This window comes from Pseudoalteromonas sp. Angola-30, assembly GCF_028599215.1.
GTDB lineage: Bacteria > Pseudomonadota > Gammaproteobacteria > Enterobacterales > Alteromonadaceae > Pseudoalteromonas > Pseudoalteromonas atlantica.
This window is the reverse complement of record NZ_JAQREI010000027.1, coordinates 21,724-34,748: the sequence shown is the minus strand read 5'-3', so window position 1 is coordinate 34,748 and position 13,025 is coordinate 21,724. Positions and strand designations below refer to the sequence as shown.

Below are 13,025 nucleotides of genomic sequence, written 5' to 3'. Positions count from 1 at the left end.
CGACTCACTAAGTGGTTTGCTTGCCTCGCTAAGCGTTGCCTGCTCTGCCGTCTCAGTGGGGTCGCATTATAGGGAGATCCGAAAACAGATCAACCCTTTTTTGAAGAAAACTTGAAATAAATGACTGTTCGCTGAGTATTTGAGCTAAATGCGCTAAAAACACAACATAACTAGCACTTTATTAACATTTTAGGTGTATTAATTGGTTTATATAGAGGGTTTACTGAAATAACTTTATATACAAACTAGCACCCCACACGATCGTAAGGATCATTAATGAGAGTGTTACCGCTGCAGATCCCATATCTTTCGCACGCCCCGATAATACATGGCGCTCTGTACTTACGCGATCAGTGAGCGCTTCTATTGCTGAATTAAGTAATTCCACAATCAATATGATCAGTAATGTACTTACTAACAATGCCCAATGTAATACCGATGAAGCTAGCCAAAAAGAAATGGGTAGCAAAATAATGCTAAGTAGCAACTCTTGCCTAAAAGCAGCTTCTTCTATAAAGGCCGCTTTAAAACCAAGGTACGAACAATACGTTGCTTTAAATATACGCTTTATACCAAGGCCGTTAGGTTTAAATACATCTTTCATTATTAGCTCTATTTACTGTGGTCAAAATAAAGCCCCGCAATTGCGAGGCTTTTTTTAGTTAGGCAATACCGTATTGATCTCGGTATGCTTTAACTGATGCTAAATGCTCGTCCATTGTACCTTGGCTCTCAAGGTAGCTAATAAGATCAGCTAATTTTACAATAGAGATCACTTTGGTATTAAAGTCGCGCTCAACCTCTTGAATAGCTGAAAGCTCAGCTTTGCCTTTTTCTTGGCGATCAAGTGCTATTAGTACACCACTTAGGTCTGCGCCGTTATCGGCAATGATTTCCATAGATTCACGAATTGCAGTGCCTGCGGTGATCACATCATCCACCAGCATAATTTTGCCCGTTAATGCAGAACCTACTAATGTACCACCCTCACCATGTGCTTTTTTCTCTTTACGGTTAAAGCAATAAGGTACATCTTTATCATGGTGATCTGCCAGCGCTACTGCGGTAGTGGTTGCAATAGGAATACCTTTATAAGCTGGGCCAAATAAAACGTCGTATTCTATTGCGGCGTCTTCAAGGGCTGATGCATAAAAACGACCCAAACGTGCTAAATCACGTCCTGTATTAAAAAGGCCTGCATTAAAAAAGTATGGGCTTGTACGACCTGATTTAAGGGTAAACTCGCCAAATTTTAAAACCTGCTTTTCTAAAGCAAATTCAATAAACTCTTTTTGATAATCTTTCATTGGGGTTCTCGCTTATGCTAACGCTTGTTTTTGAACGTCAATAATTTCACGGATTGAATGTTTAGCCAGTGTAAGTAGCTCATCTAATTCGTCGAACGAGAATGGTTCGCCCTCTGCGGTACCTTGCACCTCAATAATTTTACCTGTTTCAGTTAAAATTACGTTCATATCGGTTTCGGCTTCAGAATCTTCAAGGTACTCTAAATCACTAATTGGTTGGCCTTTATAAATACCTACCGAGATAGCAGCAATCATGTGCTTAAGTGGGTTTGAGTTGATCATTCCTTTAGCGCGCATGTGAGTAAGTGCATCAACTAAAGCCACGCATGCACCACTAATAGATGCAGTACGTGTTCCGCCATCAGCTTGAATCACATCACAATCAATTGTAATGGTGTTTTCGCCAAGCGCTTTTAAATCTACTGCAGCTCTTAATGCGCGAGCAATTAAGCGTTGAATTTCCATAGTACGACCGCCTTGCTTGCCACGTGCTGCTTCACGTGCGTTACGCGTATGCGTTGAGCGCGGTAGCATACCGTATTCAGCGTTGATCCAACCTTTACCTTGCCCTTTCATAAAACGTGGTACACCTGCTTCAACCGTAGCAGTACAAAGTACTTTGGTATTACCAAACTCAACAAGTACTGAGCCTTCAGCGTGTAATGTGTAATTACGTGTAAATGATACCGGTCTAATTTGGTTAGGTGTTCTTTCGCTTGGACGCATTGACGATCCCCTTAATTCTGAATTTGCGACATTATAAGTGCATGTGCAGGTAGATGCCATGCTGATTGTAAAATATTCAGCGTAATAAATTTTCTCTAGAGGTTAAGCAGTGTTACGGTATAATCATCGCAATATTGTATTAATAAATTTTAGGAACTTATCCATGATCCACAGTATGACTGCTTATGCGCGTCGCGAAATTAAAGGCGATTGGGGCACTGGCACCTGGGAAATTCGTTCAGTAAACCAGCGCTACCTTGAAACGTTTATTCGCGCACCAGAGCAATTTCGTGGCATGGAGCCGGTAATTCGTGAGCGTTTACGTAAAAATTTGCAACGCGGTAAAGTTGAAGTATTTTTAAAGTTTGTTGCAAATCCAGCACACGTGGGTGAGCTATCAATTAATGAGTCACTTGCTGAGCAACTAATAAATAGTGCTAAATGGGTGCAGCAACAAAGCAGTGGCGACATTAACCCAGTTGATATACTGCGCTGGCCTGGCGTAATGGAAGCACAGGAGCTCGATTTAGATACCGTTAATAAAGCACTTATAGCGGGCTTTGACCAAGTAGTTGAAGATTTTAAATCAGCCCGTGGCGATGAAGGCGCAAATTTAGAAGAAATGATTGCCACTCGCCTTGATGCCATACTTGAGCAAGTTACTGTAGTAGAAAGTCACTTACCAGAAATAGCAAAGTGGCAGCGTGAAAAGCTTAATCAAAAGCTTGAAGACTTAAAAACCGACATTGACGAATCTCGCCTTGAACAAGAGCTTATTTACCTTGCGCAAAAGCAAGATGTTGCCGAAGAACTCGACCGCTTAAAGTCGCACGTAAAAGAAACTAAAAAAATTCTTAATAAAGGTGGCGCATGTGGCCGCCGTTTAGATTTTATGATGCAGGAGTTTAACCGCGAAGCAAACACCCTAGCCTCTAAGTCTATTAATAGTGATATTACTAATGCAGCTGTAGAGCTAAAAGTGCTTATTGAGCAGATGAGAGAGCAAATTCAGAATATAGAGTAGCATTTCCTGCTGTTCTCACTTGTTTATAACCATATAAAAAGCCTAGAATTTTCTAGGCTTTTTGTTTTCTACCGTTCATAATAGTCGCCTATTGTGCGCATCTAAGTGGTTACCAAAACGGTTACCAAAATAATTAGAAGCCACTTGATAAAACTCCTAGTAACCACTTTACGGTAATTAAATGAACCAAAAAGAGTTAAAGTTAGCGATAAAAAATACGACATCTACAAGAGTTCGAATTGTCACAGGGTTATATATCAAGCCCAATAAAGCAAGAACTGGCGGTGCATGGGAAGTTAGATACACAATAAATAAGAAACGTTCTTTTATGACGTTAGCTGAAGGTCACTTCCCTGAGCTATCGCTGGCAGATGCTAAGCTAGCAGCTAGCAATGTTTTACAAATGGTAAAGCAAGGTAAAGACCCATTACAAAAACGTATTGAAAGCAGTAATAAGACTATTATTACTGTTTCGGACTTATTTGATAATTGGTATGAGAGAGCGAAAAGGAATCTTAAGCACCCTAGCTATCCTTTAAGATATTTTACTAATGAAATTAAACCCGAAATAGGAAGATTGAGGGTAGAAGATGTAAAAGCAAAACATATTCAGAATTTGATCAACAAAATTATGGATAGCGGGCGTCCATCAATACCCAATAAGGTTTTACTTCTATGTAAACAGCTATTTAAACATGCGATAAAATTAGATTGTACAGAGAAAAACCCTGCGGCTGCTTTCGATGCAATAGATGCTGGTGGTACAGGAAAAAGCCGCAGACGAATATTAAGTGAAGAAGAAGTAAAAATCATTTTTAACTGTTTTAGAGAAAATAGCCATATTTTTACAAGAGATAATTACATCGCATGTGTGCTCTTGCTAACTCTTGGCGTCCGTAAAGGTGAGCTTATAGCAGCAAAGTGGAGTGAGTTTAATTTTTCAGAAAATAGTTGGTCTTTACCAGAGTCAAGAAGTAAGACAAAGGTGGCTGTAAAAATACCTATAGCCTCAGTATTAATACCATTATTTGAAGAGTTAAAAATACGCTCTTGCGGATCTGATTATTTATTCCCGTCGAGGCGAGCAAGTAAAAGAAGAGCATATATATCTGATGATACTCTTAATCACGCTTTAGCCAAAATATTCGGCAGAAAAGTCGACAGCAAGAAAAAGCCATACCCAAATATTTTAGGTAGTAAAGGTATTGAATACTTTGTAATTCACGATCTAAGGCGGTCATGCCGTAGTCTTTTGGCGCAATTAGGAGTTCCTGATAATGTAGCCGAGCGCTGTTTGAATCATAAGATTAAAGGGGTTGAAGGGGTATATAACCGATACGATTACTTTGATGAGCGACAAAAAGCGCTAAATGAATTAGCAAACGTTGTTATACCTTTAATTCAAGATAATTGAGCTTATTATGACTGCTTCAAAAACAGCCCCTATTACAGGCGTTACAAATAATGGTAAAAAGCAGCAGATTGAAAATCTAAAGAATATGGTTTTTCCTGAGATGCTTTTTAATCAGTTAAACAATGACACCCTAAAGCAAGATAATCATTTAAAAGTGGCCTTAGAATCTTTGTACTCAGGCATTGAGCTTCTTAAGTTAATCAAGTACCGAGTTGAAAAGCTAAAGACTAATAAAGAGCTATTTCCTAAAGATGAGCACACAATGCTTAGAGAAGTTGATAACGAGCTAAAAAATCTTTCTAATACTCTGAGTTCATCTTACAACTCTAGCGAACATCAGCTAAGTGATGCTTTAACCAGTGCGCTTCTTATCGGCTATCATGCTGGCGCTCATGATATGAGAGTTAATCTGGAAAAGCATGCTGAGAGAGGTTTCCAAAAAGGTGTACTTGATACGCAAGCTGGTGGAATAAAAACAGCAGCAAAGACTGACTCTCTCAAATCGCTCATATTGGAAATGGCTAATTACCTAGATTCAGTCGGAGATTACGGTAAACTATCTAAAAAGATTCTAGCTCAAGCGATACATCCTCTTATTTACGATTTCTATATTAAAAATAAGGAACTGGAGTGCTTTCATATATTCAAAAGATGTGAAGACACTGAAGCATATATCAAAAAGAACTTGCATAAGCCTAAGCTGATAAGTGCAAAGGGTAAGGCATACCCCATAAAACTCAGCCAGTTGCTAAAGAAAAAATACAACACTGCGGAAATTAGAAATAAATTAAAATAATTTATTCTTAAATTTCAGTTAATAACAGTAAAAAAGAGCCCTACCCACTTAGTGAGTAGGGCTTTCCTATCCCTATATTCTTTCATAATTCTCCCATCAACAATGTGAACCGGAGAAACCAATTTGAACCAGCTAACAACACCAACAATGCAATTTACTGACCGCCTAGTCAGAGAAGCAGAAAGAGCCAAAATAACGGCTGTCTCTCGAACCAGCGCTTGGGCTTTAGAAAAAAAAGGCCTCTTTCCGAAAAGAAGAAAGCTTCATGCCGATAGCGACAGAGTTTGTTGGTTATTAAGCGAGCTTTTAGACTTTGTAAAATCTCGCGAAGTAATAAATATGGAGCGACCTCAATGAACAAGAAAAAGCTACCAGATCTTGCTATGTATATTGATGATGCTCGAATGATTAAAAAGCCTGAATTGCAAAAGCTTCTTAACATCAGTAGGTCAACACTTGGAAGATGGATAAAGGCTGGCCATTTCCCCCCACCAGCTCATGTAATAAATGGGCGGTCCATGTGGCATTTTCAAGATTATAAAAATTGGCTAGCTAATAAACACTCAAAAGCAGGTAAATAAACTGCTTTTTTTTGGCCTACTGATGACGCACTTTGAAACAAAATGATCAGTAAAAACACGCTATTCAACAAACTAAAAACATATCTTAGTTATTATTTTAAAAGGGCTTTTATCTGTAAAGCGCCTATCCACTAATAGCGGATATTAAATAATATAAGAAAGATACCAATTAATAACTAAAGCAAATAGATAGAACAATGACCTTTAAAATATCAACAACTAACTCAGTAAACTTTATATACAAAGACCATAGCTACAGAGTATTCAAACCAAAGACAAAAGGCCAAGATCTAAAAGCATTAACTAAAGTGTTTAAGCATTGTGAATGTATGCTTTCTCACTACTCTAAAGTACTCGTAGCAAGAATAGACCTAAGTACTAAATCTTATTCTATTAATAATCAGGCGTTCTTAAAATTTATTAAAAAACAGTTGTCGATACTTACAAAACAATATAACTGCAAAGTAAGTTACATATGCGCTAGAGAGAGAAATACATCTTCAAATCATCATTATCATTTAGCTGTGTTGTTAAGCGGGCATAAAATAAATCATAGCAGTAAGTTAACCTACCAATTAAAGCATGCTTGGGAATCTGAAGGCCTAGGCTCAGCCTCACTGGTCAAGCACCCATACTACCTAATGCACAGGGGTAATAAATTCAGTATAGAACCAGCTCTATACCGCTTAAGTTATTTTACTAAACGTGCCACAAAAGAAGCTAGCATTAAGGCTCATAGCTACTTATTTAGTAAACTTGAATACTCAACAGAGCACGTTCATAGACGCTTTAACGATATGCTACTTGTAAATCCAGCTATTACATACCAGCAAAATAAAGAAGCGGCTCTAATAAACCTAGATAACTCAGAGGCTGGTGGTATCAAATTACTAAAAAGGTTATCAAGTATAAGCAGTACACAGCTAATACAATCTAAACTTCATCGTTCATTGCAGTACAGCGATCACCCTAATCAAGTTAATAACGCTGAAGTACCTTTGCAGCACTCTAAGAACCGAAGTATACACATGCAAAGTGATCGATCACCTTACGTGCACAGACAACATAAAGCGCTACTAAGTGTTCGCTTTACGCGGCATTAAAATATCATAACCCATTGATTTATATGTGCACCCCATGATGGTAAGCATATAAATATTCGATTTTAAAAACTTTAAAAAAAATGGATTTTCAAAAAACAAACCCTATGAACCGAAAGTTCACCGAACATAATCGATCATAAAAAGGCAAAAAATGAGTAAGTTTGATTTAGACAGTCTCCCCAAGTGCGGGGCTAAAACACGTTCAGGTAGTCCCTGCAAGCGCCTAGGCAACAAGCGAAATGGTCGATGTAAATTGCATGGAGGTCGCTCTACAGGTGCAAAAACAACTGAAGGTAAACTTGCTGTGCGAACCAATCCCATTAAAAATGGTTTTGGATGGAACCTAATGAAAGACTATGACCCCGTATTAATCGAAGACTCACTTAAAGCATACATTCAATTGTGCGATATAGTTGAGCTAAAAGGCATCAACAATAGAGAAGTAAACGAACTAGTAGCACGACACAAGGTAGCATTAGAATGCTTTAAATATCGTATTTGTGAATACTATGGCGAAAAGGCCTTTATTATTGTTCAATCTGCACTTGATGCATACTACAAAGATACTGATAGTCAGCATCTTCATTTTCATATACATACTGAGGTTGTAAAAGCCCCCTACTTCCACCAGCAAATGAGTGAAGCAAAAAAACAGTTTTTACTTATAAAAAAAGGGGTTTTGTCTAAAAGCTTCCTATGAAGCAGCAAATCATTGAATTTTATAGGTAATAACGTAAAGTTTGTAAGAAGTTATATGGTTAGCTTAATAAAGGACTAAATATGCTCAAACCTAATGAAGGTAACAAATATGTATTTAAAAATATTCATTTTAAAAGTGTGTACCTACCCCCTCTAAATGAAGTCGCCCAGCTATTACACTTACCAAGTAACATTAGTGGCATGATTACTCATGCCCAATCATTTTATGATTCTGACTTGTCTGTCAGTCAAAGCTCTATATTTCATTTATCAAGTCGAGGAGTAGGCAAGCCAACATTTAAAAAAATTTATACATGGTTTAAGTCTCTCTCTCCGAATATAAATGAGGTGTTCAACCTCAAAGTATATAAAAAAACAACTAGAGCGATGAAGGTTACCTCTAACGCGAGTACCTACTACTCATGCATATATGGATTTAACGCCAGTAAAAAAAGTAACAAAAACGACAATGAATTAAACCTATTAATAGATTGGTTAGAAGCTCGATCTCAGTTTGACTACTTAATGATGAGTGAAATACATAACAAAGCGAAATCAAAAAGTATTGATAAGAAAAGCCCAAAAGATATTTGGCAGTTACAAAAACCATACTGGCAATCCCATAGCTTAGTGCCACGGCAGCAACTCAATATTATTAATGAGTTTTACAATTCAGATAAAAAGCGGGAAGATTATACAGAAGAGGATGGCCTAGCTCTTATTGAAGTAACGTACCACTTAATATTTGATTTCTATTTATCCGCCATTGCAAACTATGAAGTAGGTCTTCACTCATACTACCGTAGGTTAGATGAGAACTATAAACCCAAAAAAGGCACTAGCTTTTTTACAAACGTGCTTAATACATTAATTGAGTCAGATGAATCTAATGGCTGTTTCGACTCAGTGTTAATAGAACTAAAAGAGCTAGTATCCTCAAACGGCAAACCTATGACTTGGAGAAGGCTCGCTAGCTTTATTCCTCTTAAAAAGTTTCCCTCAGATAATCCCGACAGCGGAGAGTCTTTAAATGATAAACAATACAAACAATTAAAAGATTGGCGAAATGGAAAAAACTTACCTTCATTTTTAAAGTTAGAGGAGTTTATTAATGCAGTCTTTGATAAGCACGGAAATTACGACTCTTTGGCGCTAACCGTATACTTTAGAATTGCTAGGGCTATAGATACAAAAATCCAAGAATGCTATGAGCAAGCTCACAGTGAAAAAACGATACCTATTTTCAAGACAGTGATTGGTCAGTACCCTTCTTATTTCAAACACTATACAGATACAGTAAATAAAGCAGCTACGTAATTACACAGCTGCTTTAATGTAGAGTTTGAACCTAATCTTCATCGTCCAAAAGATCTTCCCAGTCATCAGGGCGTTCATCTTCTCCACGGCTTTGCCAATAAGCGTCATGCTCAGGATTTAGCTGTTGTGAACGGTTGTCATCATCATGTTGAGCCATGTTATTTTTTCCCTTGTTGATTTTTGTTTGCAGCTCTAGCTGCACGAGCAGCAAAACCATTTGAATCAACGCCGCCACCATTTTGCTTTGCTTCATTTCTTTGTATACGGGCCAAAGCATCGGTAGTCATAGGGGTTTCTTTCTTAGTCATTCTTATCTCCAAAAATAAAATTTATTGTTAGGTGCTCCTAACAACGGGGAGAATAATGCCAAACTAAATTTAGGTTGGGGCGGGGGGGAAAGAGTGTAAATTTAATTTTTTATAAAAATATATTGCTTAGGCGCCTGTAGCATTAGTAATTTAGAGTTAGCTGAAAATATAAATGTGAAAAGGTTGCTAAGATAGCGTCAAAAATAAAATAATAACAACTAACAATGCTTGCACACTTATTGAAATATATAGAACTTTAGTCAGTTTACTGACCTTCGCTGATACTGCTTTAACTTCTTGTAGTGAGCCTAAGAACTTACACTCATCATGGTGATGACCTATTTTTTTTACTGCTGTATGAGATTCAGCAAACGTAGCAAACAAACTACCTGCAGCTCCTGCGCAAGATAATAATGCTAAATCTTTAACAATATCAACATAGAAGTATGCCATTGAATTTTCAACAATATTCAAGTTTGGTAATAAGTGCTTAGGTAACATAACCCCAAACCATATTGCTATAAACATAAGTAGGAAAGCTTTTTCATCTAATCGTCTTTTTGACATAACTGCCAATGCAAAAGAAAAAATATAACTAGCGATTAAGCAGAGCATGCTAAAGAAGCTAATTTTGTTCATTATACTAGGGCTAAGGCCCTGCTCTAAAAAATATCCTTTGTATATATTTATTGTTAGAAAAAGACAAAACAACAATAGACCAACAAGTGATAAGCAAAAGGTTCTCATCAATTTCCACCCTAAAAATTAAAAAACACGCACCGTCAACCGTTGACGGCTTAAGCAAAATAACACTACAGCCTTTTAAAACCCTGTCATAAACGTATCTACAAAACGTTTAAATTTATCGGTAATAATAGGCAATACTTTTTTGCGTTGTAGTAAGCTGGGTTTGGTTTCGAGTACGTCAGCGAAGTCATCCCTTAGTGGCATTTCGTCACTTAGCTCATAACGGGTTACTAGCTTTTCTAGGCGTTCTTGGTTTAGCTTTTGCTCTTGGGCAAACTTCTCAAGTTCTAGGCGTTTTTCTTTTTCCCAATAAAGCTCAAACTCTTCATCAACGTCAGCACTGGCAGGGATGCCTTGTAAGTGCTCGTCCATAAACTTATCTATTAGTGCTTTTTTACTTAATAAGGTTGGGTCTGTGGCTATTAGGTTTGCTATTACTTGGCGTTTACGGGCTTTTTCATCGCCACTTTCTTCACCATGTAACTCACGTAATAACTGCAAAATATAGGTTACGTTTACTATATCGCTGTGTAGTAGCTCTAGTTCAAAATCAACGTCATCTAAAACCGATACTTTTTCTTTACTTGAATTCTCACGTAGCTGCCTGCCAAGGTCCGCATACTTACTCGTATAATCCCGAAACTCTTGCTCGCCCATGGAGGTTGAATCCATATCAAAGTCAGCAAAGTTGCTTAACATGTTCTTTAAGCGCATAAGCTCGCGAAACTGCCTCACAAACAACGCCTGAGCCTCTTCGTCAGGTAAAGCATCAACTGAGTCAACAGTAGGCGTAATTGCCATTAGCGCTTCATAGGCGCTGTTAAAATCAGTGAGTAGCTCATTATATGAAGGTGTTTCTATGTATTCTTTAGGCTGCTTGTTCGAAAACAGCGTAAAAGCCGTGTCAGCAGCTTTTTTAAGGTTTCTGAAGCACACTACGTTACCATGCGATTTAGTCTCGCCCAATAAACGGTTAGTCCGCGAAAACGCTTGTACTAAGCCATGGTACTTAAGGTTTTTATCAACGTATAAAGTATTGAGTTTAGGAGCATCAAAGCCTGTTAAAAACATATTTACCACCAGCAATATATCAATCTCTTTGGCTTTAACACGCTTAGATATATTTTTGTAGTAGTCTTCAAATAACTTACTATCTTTGGTGGAGTAGCTTGTGCCAAACATGGCGTTGTAGTCGTTAATAAATGAGTCTAACTTATCGCGGCTATGCAGCTTAACGGCTTGCCCTTCGTTTAAATATTTGGCTGATACTTCTTTAATTTGCGCATCATCATTACCTAATTCGTACTCTTCCTCTTCATTGGCCTCATAGCTAAATATGGTGGCAATTTTAAGGTTGTGTTTGTCTTGTGCTTTTTTACTCGCAAACAGCTCATAATACTGAATAAGCTCAGCAACACTTGATACACAAAACATGGCGTTATATTCACGACTATGTGTTTTACGGTTATGCTGGGCAATAATGTAGTCGGTTATTTTATCTAAGCGCGCAGGCGAGGTTAAAAGCTCTTTGGTGTCGATGTCTTCAACTTCAATATCTAGGTTGTTGTTAGAGCCATCTTTGTATTGATAGCGCCCAACGTACTCAATAGCAAACTTAAGCACGTTAGAGTCGCGTATTGCATCCACAATTACATATGGGTGTAAGCATTCACCAAACAAATCTTTTGTGGTACGTTTAACTGAGTTTTTAGCAACGGCGTTGTCGGCAAATATAGGCGTACCCGTAAAACCAAACAACTGCGCGTTATTAAAAAAGTCGGTAATGTTTTTATGCGTATCGCCAAATTGACTGCGGTGGCACTCGTCAAATATAAACACAATGCGCTTATCTTGCAGGCTTTGCATTTCTTTTAAATAGCGCTGTTTAGTCACAACGTTATTAAGCTTTTGTAGTGTAGTTACCACCAGCTTAGTATTACGGCTTTGGTTGACCTTTGTACCCTTCATTGGCTTATCTAACAGCTGGTGGAATAACATACTGGTGTTGTCAGTGCTGTCTACAGAGCCTTTTACAAACGCATTAAACTCAAGCGCTGTTTGGTAGTCTAGGTCTTTACGGTCTACCACAAATACTACTTTATCAACCTCACTCAGCGAGGTCATAATTTGCGCCGCTTTAAACGAGGTTAACGTTTTACCCGATCCTGTAGTATGCCAAATGTAGCCATTGTCGGTTGAGGTTTTAACTTGCTCTACAATCGCCTCTACTGCATAAAACTGATACGGCCTAAGCACCATTAAGTACTTACCTGTTTCATTAAGTACAATATACTTAGTAAGCATATGCGTTAAGTGCGAAGGCGTTAAAAATGCTTCGGCAAAGTCGTGTAACTGGCTTATTTTATTATTTTTATTATCAGTCCAGTCAAAGGTTTGCTCAGCCGACATTTCACTATTGTTAGAAAAGTACTGGCTATTAACCCCATTCGACATTACAAACAGCTGCACATAGTTAAACAAACCATGGTTGGCATGAAACGAATGCTTTTGATAACGCTTAATCTGGTTAAACGCTTCTTTTAGTTCAATACCACGGCGTTTTAGCTCTATTTGTATCAGCGGCAAGCCATTAACTAATAGTGTTACATCGTATCGGTTAGTGTATGTGCCCTTTACTGTAATTTGTTGCGCTACCTGAAAGCTATTTAGCTGCGGCTCATCAAATAATAAAGTTAAGTGCCTGCTGTCGCCGTTATCAAGTGTTACATCAAGTTGGTCGCGCAGTATTTTGGCTTTTGCAAATATATTACCTTTACCAAGCTTACCTAATATTTGCGTAAACTCAGTATCACTTAACGTGCAGCTATTCACTTTTTCAAGCTGCTGCTTAAGATTGACCTCAAGTGCTGCGTTATCCTTTAAAATAACGCGCGTAAAGCCTTGCTCGCTAAGCTGTGCAATTAAGTTATCTTCTAATTGTTGTTCACTTTGATAATTCATTTATACCTACAATTCCTTGGTGCTAGCCTTATGCAATACATT

The 13,025-nt window shown here is 37.8% G+C and carries 15 protein-coding genes; 8 read left to right on the top strand and 7 right to left on the bottom strand.

Annotated features, from left to right (window positions below; all coding sequences use genetic code 11):
- Positions 1–220 precede the first annotated feature (220 nt).
- The 3 genes from PSH54_RS20045 to rph are packed head-to-tail and all read right to left on the bottom strand — an operon-like array spanning position 221 to position 2,033.
- Positions 221–604, bottom strand: coding sequence for a diacylglycerol kinase (locus tag PSH54_RS20045; RefSeq protein ID WP_004588246.1), 384 nt, complete (start codon positions 602–604; stop codon positions 221–223).
- Positions 605–662: 58 nt separating this feature from the next.
- On the bottom strand, positions 663–1,307 hold the full coding sequence (gene pyrE / locus PSH54_RS20040; RefSeq protein WP_004588247.1) for an orotate phosphoribosyltransferase: 645 nt from the start codon (positions 1,305–1,307) through the stop codon (positions 663–665).
- Positions 1,308–1,319: 12 nt separating this feature from the next.
- Positions 1,320–2,033, bottom strand: coding sequence for a ribonuclease PH (gene rph / locus PSH54_RS20035; protein ID WP_004588248.1), 714 nt, complete (start codon positions 2,031–2,033; stop codon positions 1,320–1,322).
- A 163-nt stretch (positions 2,034–2,196) separates the two neighbouring features.
- On the opposite strand from rph, the gene PSH54_RS20030 reads away from it, so the two are divergent.
- From PSH54_RS20030 to PSH54_RS19995, 8 genes are all read left to right on the top strand, one after another.
- Positions 2,197–3,057 (top strand): YicC/YloC family endoribonuclease, encoded by an 861-nt coding sequence (locus tag PSH54_RS20030; RefSeq protein WP_024032427.1) that lies wholly within the window; start codon positions 2,197–2,199, stop codon positions 3,055–3,057.
- 181 nt (positions 3,058–3,238) lie between these two features.
- The gene (locus PSH54_RS20025) at positions 3,239–4,471 is read left to right on the top strand and encodes a tyrosine-type recombinase/integrase (protein WP_273606965.1); all 1,233 of its coding nucleotides are present in this window, start codon (positions 3,239–3,241) and stop codon (positions 4,469–4,471) included.
- A 7-nt stretch (positions 4,472–4,478) separates the two neighbouring features.
- A complete protein-coding gene (locus PSH54_RS20020) occupies positions 4,479–5,267 on the top strand; it encodes a hypothetical protein (RefSeq protein WP_273606964.1) in 789 nt (262 codons plus the stop codon).
- Between the two features lie 147 nt (positions 5,268–5,414).
- Positions 5,415–5,624, top strand: a complete 210-nt coding sequence (locus PSH54_RS20015) for a helix-turn-helix transcriptional regulator (protein ID WP_164521644.1) — start codon at positions 5,415–5,417, stop codon at positions 5,622–5,624.
- Complete coding sequence (locus PSH54_RS20010; protein ID WP_126008401.1) at positions 5,621–5,848, top strand: helix-turn-helix transcriptional regulator; 228 nt, start codon at positions 5,621–5,623, stop codon at positions 5,846–5,848. Before PSH54_RS20015 ends, PSH54_RS20010 begins: the two co-directional genes overlap by 4 nt.
- Before the next feature lie 197 nt (positions 5,849–6,045).
- Entirely contained in the window at positions 6,046–6,951 is a 906-nt protein-coding gene (locus PSH54_RS20005) for a YagK/YfjJ domain-containing protein (RefSeq protein WP_273606963.1), read from the top strand.
- Between the two features lie 151 nt (positions 6,952–7,102).
- Positions 7,103–7,651: an HGGxSTG domain-containing protein gene (locus PSH54_RS20000; RefSeq protein ID WP_273606962.1), complete on the top strand. Its 549-nt coding sequence runs from the start codon at positions 7,103–7,105 to the stop codon at positions 7,649–7,651.
- 80 nt (positions 7,652–7,731) lie between these two features.
- The gene (locus PSH54_RS19995; RefSeq protein WP_273606961.1) at positions 7,732–8,967 is read left to right on the top strand and encodes a hypothetical protein; all 1,236 of its coding nucleotides are present in this window, start codon (positions 7,732–7,734) and stop codon (positions 8,965–8,967) included.
- Between the two features lie 31 nt (positions 8,968–8,998).
- Here the strand turns inward: PSH54_RS19995 and PSH54_RS19990 are convergent, their stop codons facing one another.
- The 4 genes from PSH54_RS19990 to PSH54_RS19975 form a co-directional block, all read right to left on the bottom strand.
- A complete protein-coding gene (locus tag PSH54_RS19990; protein WP_273606960.1) occupies positions 8,999–9,124 on the bottom strand; it encodes a hypothetical protein in 126 nt (41 codons plus the stop codon).
- A 1-nt stretch (position 9,125) separates the two neighbouring features.
- Positions 9,126–9,275 carry a hypothetical protein gene (locus PSH54_RS19985; RefSeq protein WP_167330986.1) on the bottom strand — a complete coding sequence of 50 codons (150 nt, stop codon included), beginning with the start codon at positions 9,273–9,275 and terminating at the stop codon, positions 9,126–9,128.
- A 186-nt stretch (positions 9,276–9,461) separates the two neighbouring features.
- Positions 9,462–9,914: a hypothetical protein gene (locus PSH54_RS19980; RefSeq protein WP_273606959.1), complete on the bottom strand. Its 453-nt coding sequence runs from the start codon at positions 9,912–9,914 to the stop codon at positions 9,462–9,464.
- A gap of 183 nt (positions 9,915–10,097) precedes the next feature.
- On the bottom strand, positions 10,098–12,983 hold the full coding sequence (locus PSH54_RS19975) for a type I restriction endonuclease subunit R (RefSeq protein WP_273606958.1): 2,886 nt from the start codon (positions 12,981–12,983) through the stop codon (positions 10,098–10,100).
- Positions 12,984–13,025: the final 42 nt, after the last annotated feature.